At 51.1% G+C, this 20,376-nt stretch carries 22 protein-coding genes and 1 pseudogene; 6 read left to right on the top strand and 17 right to left on the bottom strand.

Features of this window, described 5'->3' with window-relative positions:
- Window positions 1–85: 85 nt before the first annotated feature.
- The gene (locus ACM14_RS01240; RefSeq protein ID WP_065345036.1) at window positions 86–1,051 is read right to left on the bottom strand and encodes an alpha/beta hydrolase; all 966 of its coding nucleotides are present in this window, start codon (window positions 1,049–1,051) and stop codon (window positions 86–88) included.
- Window positions 1,052–1,296: 245 nt separating this feature from the next.
- Here ACM14_RS01240 and ACM14_RS01245 point away from each other — a divergent pair, with 245 nt between their 5' ends.
- Window positions 1,297–3,012, top strand: coding sequence for a cyclic peptide export ABC transporter (locus tag ACM14_RS01245; protein ID WP_065345037.1), 1,716 nt, complete (start codon window positions 1,297–1,299; stop codon window positions 3,010–3,012).
- 21 nt (window positions 3,013–3,033) lie between these two features.
- Entirely contained in the window at window positions 3,034–3,888 is an 855-nt protein-coding gene (locus ACM14_RS01250) for a N(5)-hydroxyornithine transformylase PvdF (RefSeq protein ID WP_065345038.1), read from the top strand.
- 153 nt (window positions 3,889–4,041) lie between these two features.
- Here the strand turns inward: ACM14_RS01250 and ACM14_RS01255 are convergent, their stop codons facing one another.
- The 3 genes from ACM14_RS01255 to ACM14_RS01265 form a co-directional block, all read right to left on the bottom strand.
- Complete coding sequence (locus ACM14_RS01255; RefSeq protein WP_034363673.1) at window positions 4,042–4,800, bottom strand: 3-hydroxyacyl-CoA dehydrogenase; 759 nt, start codon at window positions 4,798–4,800, stop codon at window positions 4,042–4,044.
- A 131-nt stretch (window positions 4,801–4,931) separates the two neighbouring features.
- The gene (locus tag ACM14_RS01260) at window positions 4,932–5,978 is read right to left on the bottom strand and encodes a Fe(3+) ABC transporter substrate-binding protein (protein WP_012206542.1); all 1,047 of its coding nucleotides are present in this window, start codon (window positions 5,976–5,978) and stop codon (window positions 4,932–4,934) included.
- 301 nt (window positions 5,979–6,279) lie between these two features.
- Window positions 6,280–6,828 (bottom strand): phasin family protein, encoded by a 549-nt coding sequence (locus ACM14_RS01265; RefSeq protein WP_013801612.1) that lies wholly within the window; start codon window positions 6,826–6,828, stop codon window positions 6,280–6,282.
- A gap of 323 nt (window positions 6,829–7,151) precedes the next feature.
- Here ACM14_RS01265 and ACM14_RS32685 point away from each other — a divergent pair.
- Window positions 7,152–7,256: pseudogene (locus ACM14_RS32685) on the top strand (acyl-CoA thioesterase); the annotation flags it as partial.
- A gap of 177 nt (window positions 7,257–7,433) precedes the next feature.
- On the opposite strand, the gene mobF reads toward ACM14_RS32685, so the two are convergent.
- The 13 genes from mobF to ACM14_RS30360 all read right to left on the bottom strand — a co-directional run bounded on the left by mobF (window position 7,434) and on the right by ACM14_RS30360 (window position 17,009).
- A complete protein-coding gene (gene mobF, locus ACM14_RS30350) occupies window positions 7,434–8,735 on the bottom strand; it encodes a MobF family relaxase (protein ID WP_084027233.1) in 1,302 nt (433 codons plus the stop codon).
- The gene (locus ACM14_RS30355) at window positions 8,736–10,781 is read right to left on the bottom strand and encodes a type IV secretion system DNA-binding domain-containing protein (protein ID WP_084027235.1); all 2,046 of its coding nucleotides are present in this window, start codon (window positions 10,779–10,781) and stop codon (window positions 8,736–8,738) included.
- On the bottom strand, window positions 10,771–11,016 hold the full coding sequence (locus tag ACM14_RS31075; RefSeq protein WP_013802247.1) for a hypothetical protein: 246 nt from the start codon (window positions 11,014–11,016) through the stop codon (window positions 10,771–10,773). Before ACM14_RS31075 ends, ACM14_RS30355 begins: the two co-directional genes overlap by 11 nt.
- A 391-nt stretch (window positions 11,017–11,407) precedes the next feature.
- Window positions 11,408–11,779 carry a hypothetical protein gene (locus ACM14_RS31080; RefSeq protein WP_139093286.1) on the bottom strand — a complete coding sequence of 124 codons (372 nt, stop codon included), beginning with the start codon at window positions 11,777–11,779 and terminating at the stop codon, window positions 11,408–11,410.
- Between the two features lie 10 nt (window positions 11,780–11,789).
- Window positions 11,790–11,942 carry a hypothetical protein gene (locus ACM14_RS31940; RefSeq protein ID WP_175403217.1) on the bottom strand — a complete coding sequence of 51 codons (153 nt, stop codon included), beginning with the start codon at window positions 11,940–11,942 and terminating at the stop codon, window positions 11,790–11,792.
- A gap of 2 nt (window positions 11,943–11,944) precedes the next feature.
- Window positions 11,945–12,085 carry a hypothetical protein gene (locus ACM14_RS31945; RefSeq protein ID WP_175403218.1) on the bottom strand — a complete coding sequence of 47 codons (141 nt, stop codon included), beginning with the start codon at window positions 12,083–12,085 and terminating at the stop codon, window positions 11,945–11,947.
- A gap of 111 nt (window positions 12,086–12,196) precedes the next feature.
- Window positions 12,197–12,370, bottom strand: a complete 174-nt coding sequence (locus tag ACM14_RS31950; protein ID WP_013802251.1) for a hypothetical protein — start codon at window positions 12,368–12,370, stop codon at window positions 12,197–12,199.
- A 38-nt stretch (window positions 12,371–12,408) separates the two neighbouring features.
- Entirely contained in the window at window positions 12,409–12,753 is a 345-nt protein-coding gene (locus ACM14_RS31085; RefSeq protein ID WP_139093287.1) for a hypothetical protein, read from the bottom strand.
- A gap of 25 nt (window positions 12,754–12,778) precedes the next feature.
- On the bottom strand, window positions 12,779–13,366 hold the full coding sequence (locus ACM14_RS31090) for a hypothetical protein (protein ID WP_139093288.1): 588 nt from the start codon (window positions 13,364–13,366) through the stop codon (window positions 12,779–12,781).
- On the bottom strand, window positions 13,363–14,055 hold the full coding sequence (locus ACM14_RS31095) for a hypothetical protein (protein ID WP_139093289.1): 693 nt from the start codon (window positions 14,053–14,055) through the stop codon (window positions 13,363–13,365). The genes ACM14_RS31090 and ACM14_RS31095 overlap by 4 nt, the downstream gene beginning before the upstream one ends.
- Before the next feature lie 453 nt (window positions 14,056–14,508).
- The gene (locus ACM14_RS31100; RefSeq protein WP_139093290.1) at window positions 14,509–14,907 is read right to left on the bottom strand and encodes a hypothetical protein; all 399 of its coding nucleotides are present in this window, start codon (window positions 14,905–14,907) and stop codon (window positions 14,509–14,511) included.
- 214 nt (window positions 14,908–15,121) lie between these two features.
- A complete protein-coding gene (locus ACM14_RS31105; RefSeq protein WP_139093291.1) occupies window positions 15,122–15,562 on the bottom strand; it encodes a hypothetical protein in 441 nt (146 codons plus the stop codon).
- Between the two features lie 73 nt (window positions 15,563–15,635).
- Window positions 15,636–17,009 carry a site-specific integrase gene (locus ACM14_RS30360; RefSeq protein ID WP_084027237.1) on the bottom strand — a complete coding sequence of 458 codons (1,374 nt, stop codon included), beginning with the start codon at window positions 17,007–17,009 and terminating at the stop codon, window positions 15,636–15,638.
- A 72-nt stretch (window positions 17,010–17,081) separates the two neighbouring features.
- Here ACM14_RS30360 and ACM14_RS01275 point away from each other — a divergent pair, with 72 nt between their 5' ends.
- From ACM14_RS01275 to ACM14_RS01285, 3 genes are all read left to right on the top strand, one after another.
- On the top strand, window positions 17,082–17,537 hold the full coding sequence (locus ACM14_RS01275) for a thioesterase family protein (RefSeq protein ID WP_065345122.1): 456 nt from the start codon (window positions 17,082–17,084) through the stop codon (window positions 17,535–17,537).
- Between the two features lie 115 nt (window positions 17,538–17,652).
- Window positions 17,653–18,873 (top strand): nicotinate phosphoribosyltransferase, encoded by a 1,221-nt coding sequence (gene pncB, locus ACM14_RS01280; RefSeq protein WP_013801614.1) that lies wholly within the window; start codon window positions 17,653–17,655, stop codon window positions 18,871–18,873.
- Between the two features lie 61 nt (window positions 18,874–18,934).
- Window positions 18,935–20,362, top strand: a complete 1,428-nt coding sequence (locus ACM14_RS01285; RefSeq protein WP_065345040.1) for a sodium:proton antiporter — start codon at window positions 18,935–18,937, stop codon at window positions 20,360–20,362.
- The last annotated feature ends 14 nt before the right edge of the window (window positions 20,363–20,376 follow it).

Here is a 20,376-nt window from a genome sequence, read left to right on the forward strand (position 1 = left end):
AGGGACACAAGGGACACAAGGGACACAAGGCAGCCTCATGACCGGGATGACGCGCAGGAGCGGCAAATGTTCATGCCAGGGCCGTTCATGCCAGGGCCGGGCTGCGGGCCGCCTGGAAGGCATGGGCCAGTGCCTTGCAGAGCCGGTCGCGCAGCACCTCGGTCTCTTCGGTGAGGGCGCCCAGCCGCGCAAAGTCATGGACCATGCCGGCGTAGATCTGCAGGTCCACGGCCACGCCAGCGGCCTGCAGCCGCTCGGCATAGCGCTTTCCTTCGTCGATCAGCGGGTCGTACTCGGCCAGCACCATCAGCGTGGGGGCCAGCCGGCCCAGGTCGGATGCCTGCAGGGGGGCAAAGCGCCAGTCCTGCCGGTCCGCATCGCTGCGCAGGTATTGGCCGAACATCCAGGCCAGGGTGTCACCTTCTAGCAGATGGCCGGTGGCCAGGCGCGCATGCGAGTCGCTGTCCTGCTGCGCTGCCGTGCAGGGGTAGAGCAGCAACTGCAGCAAGGGCTGGGGCATGCCCACGTCGCGTGCGGCGATGCACAGGGCCGTGGCCAGCGTGCCCCCGACGCTGTCGCCGCCAATGGCCAGGCGCTGCGCGTCCAGGCCATGGCGGCCGCCGTGCTCCAGCAGCCAGGCCAGGGCGTCCTCTGCGTCGAGGAAGGCGGTGGGAAAGCGGTGCTCTGGCGCCAGCCGGTAGTCGATGGCCAGCACATTGCAGGGCGTGCCCAGCGCCAGGCTGCGGCACAGGCTGTCATGCGATTCGAGCCCGCCCAGCACGTAGCCGCCGCCGTGAAAGAACAGCAGGCAGGGCGCGGCTGTGTGTTCAGGGGCTGCGCGGTAGAGCCGGGCACGGATACGCGCGCCGTCGCGCGTGGGCAGATCCAGGTCCTCGGTGGGCAGATCGTCGCCCGGCAGGTCCAGCGCCAGCGTGGCGTTGTCGTAGGCGGCGCGCGCCTGCGCTGCCGTCATCTGGCTCATGCGCGGGCGGCTGGATGCCTGGGCGTTGGCGAGTTCAAGAAATGCTTGCAGGTCGGGGTGGAGAGCCATGGCGTCCTTCGGGTGTGCGGCAGACAAGGCAAAGCGGGCCGGTGCAGGGCAGGGCGCCCGCGCTGCCCCTTCTTCGTGATGACGCAGGGCGGCGGAATTTGTTCATCGCCTGGGCAGTGAACATTTTTGGCGCACGCACGTCTTGCAGGGAGTAGGGAGTGCTCGCCGTGCGCCGCGCTCCAGGAAACGCCGGGCCGCGCCGGCATTGCAAGGTCATGCGCCCACGGGCGCCAGAGGAATCCCTTATGGAAAACGCCAGCCGACCGCCCTCCGAGGTACTGCGCCTGCTCAGGCCCTTCCTGCCGTGGATGGCGCTGTCCGTGGTCACGGGCATTTGCGCGGGTGGGGCCACGGTGGCGCTGCTGGCGACCATCAACCAGGTGCTCAACCGCCCCGGTGGGCTTGCGGGCGGGCTGCTGCTGACCTTCATCGCCCTGTGTGCCACCGTGCTGGTGTGCCGGGCCACGTCGGACATGTCGGGCAATTTCGTGGGGCAGCGCCTGGTGGCGCAGCTGCGCAAGGAACTGGCCGGCAAGATCCTGGCCGCGCCCATCGATGCGCTGGAGCGCTACCGCACGCACCGCCTCATGCCCGTGCTCACGCAGGACGTGGACATGATCAGCGACGTGGCCTTTGTGCTGGCCTCCAACGTGATCGCCCTGGCCATTGCGCTGGGCTGCCTGGCCTATCTGGCCCTGCTGTCGCCGCCGCTGTTTGCCATGCTGGTGGTGGCGCTGGTGCTGGGCGTGAGCCTGCAGGCGCTGGCGCAGTCACGCGGCGTGGCGGGGTTCTGGAAGGCGCGCGATCACGAGGAAGTGCTGCACAAGGCCTACCGCGCCATCAGCGAAGGCGCCAAGGAGCTGCGCATGCACCGCGCGCGCCGGGGCCGCATCTTCGACGGGCAGATTGGCTCCACCGTGGATGCCATCCGCCGCATCAACAGCCGCGCCATCAACACCTATGTGCTGGCCTCGGCCTTCGGTTCGGCGCTGTTCTTTCTGTTGATCGCCCTCATCCTGGGCTGGGCCGCGCTGCGCACCACCGAGCCCGTGGTGCTCAGCGGCTTCGTGCTGGTGCTGCTGTTCCTCAAGGGCCCCATGGACCAGATCGCGGGCGCGCTGCCCAACCTGGGCCGTGCCAAGGTGGCGCTGCAGCGCATTGCCGACCTGTCGGCGCGCTTTGCCAGCCCCGAGCCGCACCTGCACCTGGACAGCCCGCCCGGCGAGGTCCGCCTGGACCGCGGCCTGGAGCTGCGGGGCGTGCGCTATGCCTTCGATGCGCCCGAAGGCGGCAAGGCCTTCGAGATCGGCCCCATCGACCTGAAGCTGGGCAAGGGCGAACTGGTCTTTGTGGTGGGCGACAACGGCTCGGGCAAGACCACGCTGATCAAGCTGCTGCTGGGCCTGTACGCGCCCCAGCAGGGCGAGATCCTGCACGACGGCCAGCCCGTCACGGCGCAGACGCGCGACGACTACCGCCAGCTGTTCACGACGGTGTTCTCGGACTTCTACCTGTTCGAGGACCTGGTGGCCGGCGGCGAAGAGGGCCAGGCCGCCGCGCTGCCCGAGGCCGCGCTGCCCTACCTGCAGCGGCTGGAGATCGCCCACAAGGTCAGCGTGCGCAACGGCAGCTTCAGCACCATCGACCTGTCCACCGGCCAGCGCAAGCGCCTGGCCCTGGTTCACGCCTATCTGGAGGGCCGGCCCGTGCTGGTCTTCGACGAATGGGCGGCCGACCAGGACCCGAGCTTCCGCCACCTGTTCTACACCGAGCTGCTGCCCGAGCTGCGCGCCAGGGGCCACCTGCTGGTGGTCATCTCCCATGACGATCGCTACTTCCACCTGGCCGACCGCATCGTGCGCATGGAGGCCGGCCGCATGGTCCTGCCGCAAGACGGGGCGCAGCCGGTGGCGGCTGCATCGGCCAGTCCCGCCAGTCAAGGCGCGCTGGCCGACATCTGAATTCCTGCTGAATCCACGAACATGGCAAAGACAAAACTCGTCTACATCTGGTCCCTGAGAAACGCCGCCGCCGACCAGGCCGGCCAGCACATCGCCTACAAGGGCGCAACGCGCTACATGAAGTCGCCGCTCGAATACCTGGGCGAGCTGCTGGACACCAGCCCGCTGGGCGATATCTACAGCCTGGAGGCCGTGATCCACGACGACGACGAGGCCTCGCCCCGCGACCGCGAAAAAATCGGCGACTACGGCTTCAGCTACCAGCCGGGCGGCCGCTGGTTCTATCCGCCGGACCTGCGCATCCAGGGGCGCAGGGTCAATGACCTGCTCATGGCCGTGCCGTCCTCCTACCGGCGCCTGCCGCTGAACGATCCGCAGCGCGCCGCGGGCAAACAGATGTTCGAGGCACAACTGCAGGACAGGCTGGTGCAGCTGGGTGCCGAGCGGGTGGTGCTGGACGGCCTGCTCGTCATCCTGGACCGACTCGTGCGGCCCGGGGCCCTGTTCCACCGCAGGATTGCCAACATCCACCCCGGCATCACGCGGCTGGAATCACCCTATGAACGCCGGGGCGCCTGCGCCACGCTGGACGCGCTGCATGGCGCGCAGGGCTACAAGATCGTGGACTGGAAGACCATGGAACAGCGCCCGGTCCCGCCCCTGTTCAAGACCGGCGCATCCTTTCACTACGTGGACAACGGCATCGACTCCGGCGAAGTCATCGCCGACGTGCTGGGCACCGACATCGATCCCGAAGACACCATCCTCGAGCTGCGCTGGAACAACTTCCAGCACAGCCTGTTCCCTGCATTGCGCAAGGGGCTGGAGATGATGGCCAGAGCGCCTGCAGACACGCCTGCAGACACCACGGTGTGATAACGCGCGTATCTCAAAAACCGGCACGGCCCAAAGCGAGGGACACCGAGCAAGGGCCTATGCCGGCCGCGCCGCCCCGCCGCGAGGGTGTCGTCCCCCTCCCTCGCGAAGCGAGAAAGAGAGGGGGAAGCGGCACAGCCGCTCAGGGGGTGCTTACTTCGGCGCCAGACGAATGGCCCCATCCAGCCGGATCACCTCGCCATTTAGCATGTCGTTGTCCAGAATGTGGCGCACCAGCTTGGCATAGTCCTGGGGCGTGCCCAGGCGGCTGGGGAAGGGCACGCCGGCGGCCAGCGCGTCCTGCACTTCCTGCGGCATGCCGAACAGCATGGGCGTGCCGAAGATGCCGGGGGCAATCGTCATGTTGCGGATGCCGTTGCGCGCCAGATCCCGCGCAATGGGCAGCGTCATGCCGACCACGCCGCCCTTGGAAGCCGCATAGGCCGCCTGGCCGATCTGGCCGTCGTAGGCCGCCACGCTGGCCGTGGAGATCAGCACGCCGCGCTCGCCCGTGCTCTCGGGCTCGTTGGCCGACATGGCGGCGGCGGCCAGGCGGATCATGTTGAAGCTGCCGATCAGGTTGACGGTGATGGTCTTGGAAAACAGCGCCAGGTTGTGCGCGCCGTTCTTGCCCACGGTCTTCTCGGCCGGCGCAATGCCTGCGCAGTTGACCAAGCCTGCCAGCTTGCCCAGGCTCACGGCCTTGTCCACCACGGCCTGGCCATCGGCCTCCTGGCTCACGTCGCATTTGACGAAGACGCCACCGATCTCGCGCGCCACGGCCTCGCCCTTGTCCGCCTGCATGTCGGCGATCACCACCTTGCCGCCCTCGGCCGCCAGCATGCGCGCCGTGCCTTCGCCCAGCCCGGAGGCGCCGCCCGTGACGATGAATACCCGGTCCTTGATCTGCATGGAATGTCTCCTTGGTTATCTGACGTTGACGTAAACGTAACTCTCAAATTATGCATGCAGCCCCGGCCGCAGCCATGTCGCGCCCAAGAAAAAGCCCGGCAGTGCCGGGCTGGTGATGGGCGCGATGGGGGTTACTGGAACCCGGCACGGTCCAGCATTTGCTGGACCTTGGTCATGTTCTTGCCCACGGCCGTGATCGGGATGGTCTCGCTCTTGAAGGGCTTGCCGCCGGTCATCTCCTTGAGGGCAGGGTTGTCCAGTTCCACGCCCTTGGCTGCTGGCCACTCGTTGTTACCGTTGGCAAAGTAGTTCTGGGCGGCGGGGCTGGCCAGGTACTCCAGGAACTTGACGGCGTTGTCCTTGTTCTTGGCATGGCGTGCCACGGCGCCGCCCGCGATGTTCAGGTGCGTGCCCCAGCTGGACTGGTTCGGGAAGACCACGCCGATCTTGCCGACCACGGCCTGATCCTCAGGCTTGCCCGAGCGCATCATGCGCGCCAGGTAGTAGCTGTTGGTCACGCCGATGGTGCATTCGCCCGAGGCCACGGCCTTGATCTGGTCGGTGTCGCCACCCTTGGGCGGGCGGGCCAGGTTGGCCTTCATGCCCTGGATCCAGCCTTCGGCCTTCTGGTCGCCCATGTGCTCGACCACGGTGCCGAACAGGCTCAGGTTGTAGGGGTGCGAGCCCGAGCGGATGCACAACTGGCCCTTGAACTTGGGGTCGGCCAGCGATTCGTAGTTCTGCACGTCGGCGGGCTGGACCTTGGCCTTGTTGTAGACGATGACGCGGGCGCGTGTGGACAGGCCGAACCAGCTGATGCCATCGGCCGTGGGCTGGGCGCGCAGGTTGGAGGGGATGGCGTCTTCCAGCAGCTTGGAGTGGATGGGCTGGAACAGGCCATCGACCTCGCCGCGGTACAGGCGTGCGGCATCGACCAGCAGGATCACATCGGCCGGCGAGGCCTGGCCCTCGGCCTTCAGGCGCGCAATGATGCCAGCGTCGTCGCCGTCCACGCGGTTGATCTTGATGCCGGTGGCCTTGGTGAAGCCGTTGTACAGCTCCTCGTCCGTGGAGTAGTGGCGCGCGGAGTAGAGGTTGACGACCTGGGAGTCGGCAATGGCTGTGCCGGCAGCCACCAGGGCGCAAGCGGCAAACAGGGCTTTCAGGGATTTCGACATGAAGACAGGCCTCTCTTTGTTGGCAAAGCGCGATGATAGGTCAAACGCGAATTGTTCTTAATAAAGGGTGGGGCCCGTCTAAGGGCTTGTGCGCGGTGGTCCCTGGTGGGCCGTGAGCCAAGGCGCGCGAAAAAGCGCACGAAAAAAAACCCAGTCCAAAGACTGGGTTTGAAAGGATCCAGAAACGGGGGTTTCAAGAGGATCCAAGGAGACAACTGGTCAGGTCTTTCGACCCGGGATGCGTGCAATTATGCGGGTAATCACTGATTCTTGCACGCAGCCTCGTTGTAAGACAGCGTGATCAACGCTTGCGGGTCTGGGCCGACTGGACGGCTTCGTTGGCGGTGTTGGTCACGGCCGTGAAGTTGGCTTCCGCCAGGTCCGAAGCCTGCTTGACGGCCTTTTGCACCGACTCGAAGGCATTGTTGGCAGCCGACACGGCGCTCTTCATCACGGCAACGGCGGTTTCGGAACCGGCGGGTGCATTCTTGGCCGTGGTGTCCACCAGGGCGCTGAAGTTCTTTTGCAGGTCGGAAGCCTGGCTTTCGAAGGTCTTGGCGAGTTCGGCGCCGGTGCCGCTGGCGATGTCGTACAGGTGACGGCTGTAGGCAGCGGTCTTTTCAGCCAGGGGCTGGAACAGGTTGGCCTGCAGCGACAGCAGTTCCTGTGCGTCCTTGACGCTCAGGACAGCCTGGGTGTGCTGGGCAGCTTCGGTCAGTGCGGCGCGCGAGGCGGTCACGTTCAGTTCCACCAGCTTTTCAACGCCTTCGAAGGCCTTGCTCGTCAGGCCGAACAGGGTTTCCAGGTTGGCCTTTTGTGCGCTCAGGATTTGGTCAGGGGTCAAGCTCATGTCAGTCTCCAGAAAAACGGACCACAGGGGTCTCGGGTTACGGGGAATTGCCTGCGCTGACCTGACTGAGTGTCATGTTGCAGTGCAGCATGGGTCTTATTGTAGGGATTGCAAAAAAGGAATCAAGTACCTGATGCTGCGGTGCAGCAAAAAAATCCGGAAAGCTGTGGGTTTTTTGTAAGTCTTTGATTTTGAATTGGTTTTATGTCGGTTTGACGACATTTTTCAGTTGGCATGCTTACTCGCTTGGCGAGTGATTGGCCGCAGTGCGCGTCGTGATGGCGACAGTGGCCGGGGACAGGGCGCATTCGGCCAGCGGCACAATGGCCGCCATGAATGAATCGCCCCCGAGCCGCCCCGCGCCGCAGCCCCGTTCGGCCTATGCGGCATTCCGACGCATCAGCACGCGCTGGGCGGACAACGATGTTTAGCTATACAAATCAATAGCTTACAGAGTGCAATGGTCAAAAAGATGGACAATCGTGCAGCATTTCAGGGGTATGGGGCTAGCCCCATGTAGCGAAGCGATAACGGCTGTCCTGCCTTCCTTCTTCTTCTTGATAAACACGGGGTCCTCTCCCCCTCGTGTAGAGGGGGCAGGGGGGTTAGCGGTCTTTTGGACTTCTATCAAATCTAGTTCTTTCTCTACCTTTTGTTTTTTCACTTTCTTTGTTTTGCTCAATAGCTTTTTCCAGTTCTTTTCTTTGAAGCTCTGCTAGCTGTTGTTGTAGTTCTTGAAGTTGAAAGCCTAAAGATAAGAACTGTGAAAATACTTGAAGCCTGTTGGGATCTTCTTGCCTCATTGAAGAAAGTTGAGCTTGTATGCTTCCTAAGCTTGCTTGAAGCTGTGCAATGCTGTTGTGTAGCTGTTCTCTTGATGAGCTTGAAAAGCTTGCTACAGATTTTGATGAAATTCCTCGGGGCTTGACTTTTGACAATTTTGCAATATTCTTGAATATTGAAATTTGTCTTGTTGTTCTGTTGTCAAGATTGGCTGATTTGCTTTGAAGCAAGTCGGCCTTTTTTGTTTCTACCGGCTTATTTCTCATTGATTGAAGTCTTGCTTCATTGAAGCCAAACTTCTGCTGTAGCTCCTTGTTCCAATTTTCTTGAAGTTTAGATAAATCGTAATCCTTTTTTGTTTGTCTGCTTGCAAGACTTGCTAAGTCTTTATCTCTATAGCTTGCATTGTCTCCTGCTAATTTTTCAATCTGTTCTTTTCTTTTTGAAAAATAGTCTCTTTCTTCTTTGTTGATACCGATAATTCTAGATAAGCCTTTTTCATTGAAAACGGTCTTAAGTCCTAGCTGTTTTTCTAGCTCTCTAGCAATAGACTTTTGAAAAATATTCCCTAGATATTTCTGATTTTTAAATAGCTTGCTCACATCGTTTGCATAGGCTTTGCCTTTGCTGTTGAAGCTCAAGGGCATGAGCAAGTTGTGATAGTGCTCCTGTGGGTCTAGCTCTCTGCTTGTTGAATGGTGGAAAGTTCCAAACACAGAATTTGTCTCAAAATTCTTTGTTGTTACTCCGTTTTTTGTCTCTCTGACTGCAATGAATTTTTGAGCTTCTTGTAAAGTTTCTTTGGCTGCATTTAGGGTAATTTTGTCTATTGTGTCGGCTAGCTGTGGATAGGCTGCTTTTAAGATTGAAACATCTTTGTTGCAAGATAAAGTTAAATCATAAGTTCTATGCTTGCCAGTCTGATAAGTAAGATTTTTTCCATTAGGTGATTGGCCTTTAAATAGTTTGTTGTACTCGTCTATCGTTAGCTCGTCTTTCAAGCCTAAAAATTCCTTAGCAGAGCCTAGCCAAAAACCCTTGCTTTCTTTGTCGTAATAGTTTTCTTTTTCGCCGTACTCATTGGTATAGTAGCTACTATTTTTTGATTGTTTTATTCTTAGCATTTATCTTCTCCCTTTTAGTTTTTTTAGTTTTTCCTCTGTTGTCAGAGTGTTAGTGTTTTTTGTGGATGGCTCTATAGCCTCAAGAACCTCTACAGCCGTATTTATTGTTCCGATGCAATGGGCTGGGTCAGCGAGGCTTGTAAGAGCCTCTATGCCGATTTTGGCTATCTCGTTGCATTCTTCTTTAGAAGAAGAGCTTTCAGCCGATGGCTGTTCTAACTTCGTAGTTAGATTTTCTTCAAAATCTACAGAGAATTGAACTCCTTCTTTCTCTTTTGTGGGTTGTGCTTGCTCTACTTCTTTGCTTGCAACATTTATAACAATCTCTTTACTTTCTTTGTTCTTCTGCTTGAAGGTGTTTGTTATAAATTTCTCGTCGCTTGCTTTGCACTGTGCTTGTCTTTGCTCAATAATTTCTTTGCCAAAGACTTCTTTAAATGGAATTTTTACCACTGCAAAAATAGGATTTTGTACTGTCTTAATGCAGACAAAAACACCCGTTTTATCAGGACCTAAAATATTTTTTAGAATGAGTGGGTCATTCTTTATGTCCCTCTCTTGAGTTCTCTCTGATGAGCTCTGGCCATCTTTATTAAAGTTGGCAGATTGTGAAGTTTCAATGACTTTGTAAGAGCCAAGAATATTTTCATAGTCTTTCACATCATCTGTAGCCATTCTGCAAATCACAAGATTGGGGAATGTAGAAAGAAAATCGTTTGCTAGGTCTTTGTTTTTTGTAAAGTGAAGTGCTTGAGTTCTTCTCTGTAAGCAAATTACTAGCCTAATGCCGGCTTGTCTTCCAAGGTCATTCAAGCCATTAAATTTTGGTATATCTAAGAACTTTGCAAAAGCATTAAATTCATCAAGAAGAAATCTGAATTCATACTTTTGCTCGGAATCTTTTAGTTTCTTTGAGAAGATTAAATATTCACTGTCTAATAAAAATGCTGTTGCAACATTGACAAAGCAGGCAACAACAGAGTTTGCAATGCTTTCATATGTTGCATCATTTCTAATAATGATGTGTTTGTATTTTGTTCTTCTGTAGATGAAGTTTTTGATGTTTAGTCTGCTTTTTTCATCATGCCAAAAATTTGCAAGTGATTGCCATTTAATTATTGTGGGCACACAAGAGCCAATAATTGAAGAAATCATATTGCTTTCTTCTTTGGAAATTAAGTTGCCGACTGCCGGGTAAAATTCTTTGAGGTTGTGAAAATCTTCTGCTGTTTGTTTTGAATAAAATTCCTGACAAATATCTAACTCTTGCCAGTTGTTTTCTTTTTCTTTGCAGAGCTTTAAGCAAATCGCTTTAAGAACTGCATAAGATGTTTCATACCAAAAGCTGTCCCCCTCGGGCTTTGTGCCATGAAAAGAAAGTAAGAACAAGTCAAGAATTACATCTTGCTTGTTCTTATCTTTGTTGAAAATCATGCCCCCAAAATCTATGGCTTTTGTTTGTTCAAGCCATGGGGCAATCACTGCAATCTTTTCCCCGACTGAAAGATATTTGTCTGTGTAGTCGCCCTTGGGGTCGTGAACAATTGAGTAGCTGCCGGCCTGAATACTGGCTTCGTGGTAGCGGTCAAGAGTCACTGTCTTGCCTGAGCCTTGTTCTCCAGTGATGAGAGTGGCCACCTCGGCGGCCCTCTTGGATAGCTGTACCAGGTCAGTGAGCTGTAAAGCCTTGGGAGCGGGCTCGTAGCTGTTGAACTGCTCTAAAGCTGTTTCATCGTAGACAAGTCGCGGACTGTTCAAGTCTTTTATCTTGAGTCGCTGAAACGGTTTTACAAACTTGATTGCTGGATAGCTTGCAATCATTGTTGACACAATGATGTAAAAAGTGAGCTTGTCTTTTATTTTCAAAGCTTCTCTAAACTCATAGCCTTGAGCTTTGAAAAATAGAAAAAATAAAAAAGTGGAGAAGGCAAAGCTAACAATGAACCAAAATAAATGTTGGTCTAAATAAGTTCTATAGTCTTCGTTTGAGATTTGATAATCTGTTTTTCTTGAACGAGCATAGAGTATTTTTCTTTTAGTTATCATTTTTTAACTCGTCTATTTTTTGATTTATCTCCAAAAGAATTTCTGCAAGGGTTGCAAAGTTGTCTTCAAATTTCTTGTTGCTTTCAATTTTCTTTTGCTCTTCAAAGAAAAGTTCAAGCGAAGTTTCCACTAAATATGTGAGAGAAATATTTTTCTCTTTGACAAATTCTTGAGCTTTCTTGTGAAGAAAGTAATTTAATCCGGCTGATATTTTTATCTTGTTTTTATTTTGCATATGTATTCCTTTGTTGCTTATTTATAGTATTCTAAAAATACTAAAAATCAAGTCTTCGGCGGAATACTTTCAAAATCTCTTGCAAGCCTTATGAAATAAGGCTTTGAGTGGAATACTAAAGCTGTCTTAGAGTTGTTTTGTATTCTTCTCGTATTCCATCAAATTTCTATGTTTTCAGAGTGAGCAAAGCTCTTAATGCAAGCCCGCTAGGGGTTGCGACAGGTGTAAAGGTATTCTGTCTTGTCCCTTGGAGTGGAATACGGTCTTTTCTAGCAGTTCAAAAACAAGTGTTACTTTTACAGCGGTAAATTGAGAAAGATAAAAAATTCAGGAGAGAAAAAAGAAAAGGGCTACAAAATTGCAGCCCTTTTTTGTAATCAATTTACCTCTTTTATATGTTGACTTCAATCTTGATGCCTTCGGATTTTGGCGAGAGTTGTACATCATTCCAATTTTCATATTCTTCTAAATTTTGAATTCCTGATTCAAGAAATTTGATTGCATTTAAAAATTGTAGCTTCGCTTTTTTGCATCGTTCTGTCTCAAGTTCACTTTGTTTGATGTTCTTGAAATCAAAATTTTTAGGTCTTTGAATGTAGACTTTTAAAAAAGGCTTGTCATCAAATTGAATAAAGTAAACTAAAAATTGTTTATTGATGTTTAGATAAACTCTTTCTTGATTGACAAATTCATTACTGATTTTTGAGTAAGTCGAATTAATTTTCTTCTCAGTGAGTCTTGTTTGTAGTTCTTGTAATTTCATTTTATTTCCTTTAATTTTCTAATTTTTCTATTTCTTTTTGTATTGAATGATATTGCTCTTCAAATTGCTCATGACTCAGTGAGTCATCTTTTAGAATTTTCTTCAGCTCTTTGTAGTAGTGCTTGAGTAAATTCATCTCGTCAATTTCTTTTTCCGTTTTCATAATTATCCCTTCAAAATTAAATACATCACAGAAAAAATTATGCCGGCAAACATGCTGAAGAAGAAAAACCCGGCAAGTTTTAGTTCTGCTTCTGCTTTTGGACTAAAATCGTATTGTCTTTTTTCTTTTTTTGTCTCGTTCATTTTTTGTTCCTTTATAAAAAATTTGCTATCGTGTGAATTCCTGTTTCTGCCAAACCGACAAAAATTATCAGTACGGAATAGCAAGCTAGTTCTAAAATATCTTGTATATCTTCATTCATTTGTTTCTCCTTTTTTCTCAATAAATTCTTGCAGAGCTTCAATCATTGTGTAAGTTCTTGATTTGTTTTCTTTGTCAGCAATCTCTTTTATTTCGTTGTAGATTGCGGTTGGCAAATCAAGTCTAAACGATGATGACTCTATAAACTTCCTATCTATTTTCTTCATTTCTTTCTCCTTTTTTCTTGTACAGTTATACAGTTATATCAAATCTTTTTCTTTTTATCAAGTTTATCGTGTTTTATTTCTAAATTATTTTCAAGAGAATCTTTCCGTCTTGTTGATGTTTCTCTTTGAATTTCTGAAGATAGCTGTGAACTGAATTCAATTGCACTGATATTTTCCAGCTCAAGAGATTTTAGGAAATTTATGTTTTCTTCAAAAGAATTTATGATGTAATGATGTTGATAGACTTCAAAATGATGCTGCAAGTCGCTTGTGTCCTCTGCTATCTCTAAAGCCAGCATAAACAAGTAGAGCTTATTTCTTTCGTCATTCACTTGTTTTTGAAATTCTTCTAATTCATGATTTTCTAAATTTTCTAAATTCATTTTACTTTCCTTTATTTAATTGATTTTATCTAATTGATTTTTGTCTAATGATTCTTGCTAGCCTTTTGCTTTCTCTAACTAATTCTGAAAGTGTCTGCCATTCAATATTTTTTATAAAGCTGTCAAATTGACAAACATTTACACATAGTGTAGGGAAAGATTTATCGTCTTTTATGTCAGATGACCTGAAAAAACTTTTATGTATATTAATCTTTTGGTAAATTGCTTTCCATTGAATGCAATAATTTATTATTGCAAATTCTAAACAGTGGTGGCCGGACTGATTCTCATTTAATATGTTGTATTGAATGCATATTAAATGAGCTAGCTCGTGAATAAAAAGATTGGTATTGTCTGTTGTACTTGCTATGTTGTAGACAATAGCATGTATGTAATCTTCGTTTCTAAAGTCAAAATACTTGTAGTCAAAATCTGCGTAAGCAGCATAATTTGCATGTTGATTGTTGACAAATAATATTGTAGTTTTGTTTAAAAACTCTAATTCTTCACTGTTATCTTTTTGAAAACTTAGCAAGTTAAATATCTTTTCTTTGACTTCTTTGAACTGTTTTTTTGCTAAATTGGTCTCATCTTGTTTTGATAAATCTTTCATATCTCAATCTTTCTTTGTTGTTTATATCTTTCTACTATTTCTCTATTTTTATTTAGATGTTGCGCGAATGGGTCAAATTCGGGCGGGTCTGCAAACGGGTCTAGCTCATCAATTTCATCCCGCCAAGTCTGTGCTTGGCAGAGCTCCAAGGCTGTGGGTTGTGCTCTTGTCGGCCTGCTCTTGATGAGCGCATCTAAAGCCTGCTCCTTTGCCCCCGTTGGAGTGGGGGAGGGGGTAGCTAGCGGCTGTATGTTGAAAGTGCTGTAGAACTCGTTTGCTCGTCTTCTATGTATGTGAAAATTAAACTCTTCTTCATTGTTTTGCACATAAGAAAAAACCTCTTCTTTTGTCTCTAAGCTCTCAGCGAATTCAGCTTGAGTTAGAGACAAAAGAAGAGGTTTTTGATTGTGTGTTTTGATTAAAGAATTTTTCTCTAATTTGTTCAAATAGTATTTTGCTGTTGTTGTGTCAATTTTCTTGCTCAGTGTTTCGCTCAAGTATTTTGAAACATCATAAATTGTTAATTCTTCAAAAACTCCGACAAGTCCGTTTTTGAAGGTTTGTTTGCTAGATAGATAAAAATACAGTGTGTAGCTAGCTAAACAATTTAACTTAGCTAAGGCTGTTATTGTTAAATGACTGATTGCTACAAATCTATCTCTCACTGTCTTGTTGTTTATATTGTTCATTGATTTTCTGTTGTTGTTATATAACTGTACAGTGAAATAATAAAAAATCAAGAGCAAATTGCATTTTTTCGCGCCGCCTCCTTTTTTTTATTCTTAATACAAAGAATACAGTTGTCTACGACAATACTAGTCTATATCTAATAGATATTTATTCTAGAATACATCTGTCACTCTTAATATCAACAATGCACGAAAATAGTGTATAGAAAATTTGTCAACCCCCTTGAAACCCGCATGGATAAAGGCTTTCAAGGTTTCTTGAGTAGTGTATAAAAAAGTAGTGGGGTGTATGGATTAGTGTATAAGAATTTTCTCAATCGTTCGGAAAGCCTTTATCCATGCGGGTTTCAATGTTTGCGGAGTAGTGTATAAAAAGGTGTATAGAAAAACATCATATAAAATGATGCTAAAAAGATTTGAGAGGCGAAAAAAAACCAGCTTTCGCTGGTTTGGTTAAAGATCAAAATTGTCTTTAATTTGCTGCTCAACTGCTTCCCTTAGAATTTCATTGATGTAGTCAACTTTATTTTGAATAAACTCTTCCTCTATTTCTACATCGCCAATATCTTCGCTTAACTCGTAAACTATTTCGTATTTGATGTTGTATTCGTATTTTTTTAATAACAATGGAAGCATCTTTTCTTTCAGTCCATTTAGCTTTGAAAGTTTTTCTTTGATTTCTCCTTGATCAATATAAATGCTTGAAAATATAGTCAAGTATTCATAAGTAGCTAACTCAGGCATGTCTAGTTTTATTTTTAAGACTGCTGCAACCGCATCTTCCCCCTCTAAAGGGAAGGCATCGCATAATTTTATTTCTTCATCTATTATAAAATTTGATATTGTTTTCATTTTATTTCCTTTGTTGTTATATAACTGTACAGCAAAATAATTCAAAATGCAAGCTTTCTTAAGTATTTAAGATAAGCGGTTAATGAAATCACTGTTTTATCTGAAATTCTCGTAGAGAAAAGATGTTCTTTAAGAAAAAGCTAAATTAAGCAAAAATGATTTAGACGAAAAAAAAGCACTCCGTAGAGTGCTTGTGTGGGATGGGATAGGGTGCTTATGCAAAAGCTTTTGCCAGCCAATTTTTGCCGGCTTCTGTTGCAAACCAAGCCTTGCCGACCTCGTTTGATTTCTCAATAAATTTTTCTTGCCCAAGTTGTTTTACAGATTGCCAGTATTTGAGAGCATCAGCAGTGAGCTTCCAAACTTCGCGGTCTTTCCACACTTTAAAAGTACTTTGCCGACCTTCTTTTGTCGTGACAGCAGTAGTAAAGATTAGTTCTTTATCTGTAGATTGGCTGCCCGCAGGAAGAATAATCAGTTTCTCGGCAACAAGAAGAGCGGTAAGAGCCTTAGGGTCAATCTTGCTCTTTTTGATTTCTTCAATAATTTTCTTGCTGGATTTTTCAATCTCTTCTGCCTGTGCAAGCTGTGCTTGCAGAGCCTCCATTTGAGCCTTGATTTGTGCAGAAGTCAAAAAACTTTGGTTGGCAAACATTTTAAAGCCCTCGCTTTGGCTGTTTAAGAAGACTCCATTTTATTGTTATTATTTTCTCTTGTCCAGGACTTTTTTAATCTTTTTCTGCAATTTTCTTTGTTAGTTGCATGAGCATTATTTTTAGCTCCTCGTTTTGCTTTATAAGAATTTCTTCTTTTGTTAGCTCTCTTTGATGTGTGTATGTGCCTATAGTGACTTCAGGACTCCCGTGTCCTGCAACTACTTGCATCTCATAGGGTGTTAGCTGTTGAGCTTTGGCTACTTTGATAGCAATCTGTTCACTCTGGTGGGGATTCAAGTATTGCTGTTGAAAGTGCTGGAAGTCGTTGATATCAACCTCATTCATTAAGTTTGGAATTGACTTGCTCTCAAAACCATTGCTGATGAATGTATGCCTGAGCATGTGCCAATGAAACCTAATTCCTAACTCATCTAGATGTGGGCGAATGTTCTTGAGCTTTGTTTGAAATGTCTCTTTAGAGAACGGAAAAACTCTATCAGTAGCCTTTAAATTTTCAATTTTTTTGTAGAGAATTTCTTTAAGTTTTTCCGTCACTCCGACAAATCTTGGTTTGTCGTTTTTCTTTGAAATCAAAGAAATAATATCTTTGCTTGTGTCAACATCTTTTTTAAGAACTGACAAAGCTTCTGAAATTCTCATTCCTGTTTCGCTTAGAAATACGAACATTTCCCAATAGTGCAGCTTCCTGCTTTTCTCTAAGAGAATTGTTTCTATTGCTGCTCTTGTTTGCGGGTTAAGTCGCTTATTTCTATAAGTAACTTGGTCTTTGAGTTGCTTGAAATCTACAGTTTCTAAGGGATCTTTTATCTTCTCAATGTTTGAAAAATAGTTGTGTGCATTTTTCAAAGCTGTCAATAGAAACATCAAATCATTGACAATCGTTTGATTTTTGACTTTTTGTTTTCTGGAAAAAATAAAAGAATTTAGATACTTTGAAAACTCAACTACTGGAACACTTCCGAACTCAATTTTGTTGTCTACCGCTTGAGTCGTTCTGAATTTAATTGTTGCAATTTTGATAATTCTCGGGTCTTCTGCAAGAATTAAAGTTCTGCTGATGACGTTCATTCTACTCTTGTGTTCTTTTGAAGACTTGAGCTTGGAATAATATTGTGTGTAGTGTTCTTCTAGAAGTTCGGCTATTGTTATTAAAGAAACTTCATCAATAAATTTCTTTATAAATTCTTGTTGAACTTCATCTTTCTTGTACTTGAGCTTGATGAGTCGTTGCTCTGCTTGCTTGAGTTCATCAAACACTTCATCAATCTGCTCTGTAGCTCCTAAAGCCCTCAACTTCTTCTCGCTCCTGATGCGGATACGATATTTCAGCCCTTGGGGGGTAGGGTGGTAGCTGATGCCACTAGGAAGCCTTGGGCGACGGCTGGGGGCTGGGCTGGTGCCAATGGTCAATTTTCTGGTGCTCATGTGCTTGCCCTATGGTCAGATGGTCAATTCAATGGACATTTTCGCAGTTTTGCTTGAAGTATGGGGGTGACAATGGACAAAAATTCTGTAGCTACTAGACCTATTCCAGAGGGAAGAGATGCTTACAAGCACTTCACTTTTATAACAACCCGCTGGTCGGACAACGATGTCTACGGGCACGTCAACAACGTCGTCTATTACAGCTGGTTCGATACGGCGGTGAATGCCCATCTGATAGAGCAGGGCGCGCTGGACATTCATGCGGGCGAGACGATAGGACTGGTCATAGAGACCCAATGCAATTACTTCGCCCCGCTGGCCTTTCCGCAGGAGGTGGAGGCCGGCATCCGCGTGGCCCGCATCGGCGGCTCCAGCGTGCGCTACGAGGTGGGGCTGTTTGCGCAGGGTGAGCCGCTGTCGGCCGCAGCCGGGCATTTCGTCCATGTCTATGTGGACCGGCAGACGCGCCGGCCTGCCCAGATTCCGCAGGCGCTGCGCCGGGTGCTGGAGCCGCTGCTGCGCGGCTGATGGCGTTCGGGGCGCATGCAAGGCGCCCGCTCGCAGCGCGGCGGCGTGTGGATGGCCTACACTCGAAAGCTGTCTGCCATCTGACCGCTTGGGCGCCTACCGCCCGGCTCTGTCCATGATCATCACCAGCCTGCTCGATACCGACCTGTACAAATTCACGATGATGCAGGTGGTGCTGCACCAGTTTCCCGGGGCACAGGTCGAGTACCGTTTCAAGTGCCGCAATCCCGGCGTGCAGCTTGCGCCCTATGTGAACGAGATCCGGGCCGAGATCCGCTCGCTGTGCAGCCTGCGGTTCCAGGATGCGGAGCTGGCCTACCTGAGCTCCCTGCGCTTCATCAAGAGCGATTTCGTCGATTTCCTGAGCCTGTTCCACCTCAACGAGAAGTGCGTCACGGTGCAGGCGCTGCCCAGCGGCGAGATTGACATCACCATTCGCGGGCCCTGGCTGCACACCATCTTGTTCGAGATTCCCGTGCTGGCCATCGTCAACGAGGTGTACTTCCGCAACACCCAGCCGGTGCCCGATTTTCCCGAGGGCCGGCGCCGGCTGGATGCCAAGATCGCGCTGCTGCAGCAGCCGGGCCTGGAGCAGCTCAAGATTGCCGACTACGGCACGCGCCGCCGCTTTTCGCGGGCCTGGCATGAAGAGGTGCTGCGCGTGCTGTGCGCACGCCTGGGCCGGCCCGGCGCATCCGCGGAGTCCGAGGGGCAGTTCGCGGGCACCAGCAACGTGCTGTATGCCATGAAGCTGGGCGTGCGGCCCCTGGGCACGCTGGCCCATGAATACCTGCAGGCCTGCCAGTCGCTGGGCCCGCGCCTGCGCGACAGCCAGATCTTCGGCTTCGAGTCCTGGGCGCGCGAGTACCGGGGCGACCTGGGCATTGCGCTGTCGGACGTCTACGGCATGTCGGCCTTCCTGCGCGATTTCGACCTGTACTTCTGCAAGCTCTTCGATGGCGCGCGCCATGACAGCGGGGACCCGTTCGAGTGGGGCGAGCGGCTGCTGGCCCACTACCGCGCCAACCGCATCGACCCGCTGACCAAGACGCTGATCTTCAGCGACGGCCTGACGGTGCCGCGCACCATCGAGCTGTTCCAGCGCTTCCACGGGCGCTGCCAGCTGGCCTTTGGCATCGGCACCAACCTGACCAATGACCTGGGCGACGCGCCCGACCATGTGCCGCTGCAGATCGTCATCAAGATGACGCGCTGCAACGGCCAGCCCGTGGCCAAGCTCTCGGACACGCCGGGCAAGAGCATGTGCGACGACGAGAAATACCTGGCCTATCTGCGCCAGGTGTTCGAGATCGCGGCGCCCGCGGCACAGACTTGATCACTGCGCGGCCCGCTGCCAGGAGGGGACAGTGAATACAGAACAAAGAGGAGACGGGACCATGAAGGCCTTGCGTGGATTGTTGGTGCTGCTTGTCGCCTGCGTGCCCTCCTGGGCACTGGCGGCCGAGATCGATGGGGGCCAGCTGTCGGTGCTCTGGGGCGTGCCCTTTGCGGGCATGCTGCTGTCGATTGCCCTGGTGCCGCTGGTGGAGCCCCATTTCTGGCACCGGCATTTCGGCAAGTTGACGGCGGCCTGGGCGCTGGCCTTCCTGCTGCCCTTTGCAGCGGTGTTCGGTGCGGGTGCGGCCCTGGCCAATCTGGTGCATGCGCTGCTGGCCGAGTACCTGCCCTTCGTGATCCTGCTGACGGCGCTGTACACGGTGTCTGGCGGCATCTATGTGCGCGGCAATCTCAAGGGCTCGCCGGGGCTGAACACGGCCATCCTGGCCATCGGCGCCGTGCTGGCCAGCTTCATGGGAACCACGGGCGCATCGATGCTGCTGATCCGGCCGCTGCTGCGCGCCAACGACAACCGCAGGCACCAGGCGCATGTGGTGGTGTTCTTCATCTTCATCGTCTCCAATGCCGGAGGCTCGCTGACGCCGCTGGGCGATCCGCCGCTGTTCCTGGGCTTTCTCAAGGGCGTGGACTTCTTCTGGACGGTGCGCCACATCTTCACCGAGACCCTGTTCCTGGTCGGCGTGCTGCTGGCCCTTTTCTACGCGATCGACACCTGGCTGCTGCGCAAGGCCGGCGAGGCGGACCTGCCCGATCCCACGCCCAGCATCGACGCCTCGGGCCGCGCCAGCCGCCTGGGCTTCGATGGCAGCGTGAACTTCGCGCTGCTGCTGGCCGTGGTGGCCCTGGTGCTGATGAGCGGCCTGTGGCGCACCGATGCAGGGCTGGTGCTGGCCGGCACGCATGTGGGCCTGCCGGGGCTGGTGCGCGATGCGGGCCTGATCGTGGTGGCGCTGCTGTCCCTGCGGCTCACGCCGCGCAGCGTGCACCAGGCCAACGAATTCGGCTGGGGGCCGATGCAGGAAGTGGCCAAGCTGTTCGCGGGCATCTTCCTGACCATCATCCCCGTGATCGCCATGCTCAAGGCGGGCACGGGCGGGCCGTTCGGCGCCATCGTGGGCGCCGTCACGCGCGCCGACGGCACGCCCGATCCGCTGATGTACTTCTGGGCCACGGGCCTGCTGTCCTCCTTCCTCGACAACGCGCCGACCTACCTGGTGTTCTTCAACACCGCAGGGGGCGACGCCGCGCAGCTGATGACCACGATGGCCTCCACGCTGGCGGCCATCTCCGCGGGCGCGGTGTTCATGGGTGCCAACACCTATATCGGCAACGCGCCCAATCTGATGGTCAAGGCCATTGCCGAGGAGCGCGGCGTGAAGATGCCCAGCTTCTTCGGCTACATGGCCTGGTCGCTGGGCATTCTGGTGCCGCTGTTCGTATTGATGAGCTTCATCTGGTTCCGCTGAAGAACCGCCTCCCG

This window comes from Delftia sp. JD2, assembly GCF_001682645.1.
Classification (GTDB): domain Bacteria; phylum Pseudomonadota; class Gammaproteobacteria; order Burkholderiales; family Burkholderiaceae_C; genus Comamonas; species Comamonas acidovorans.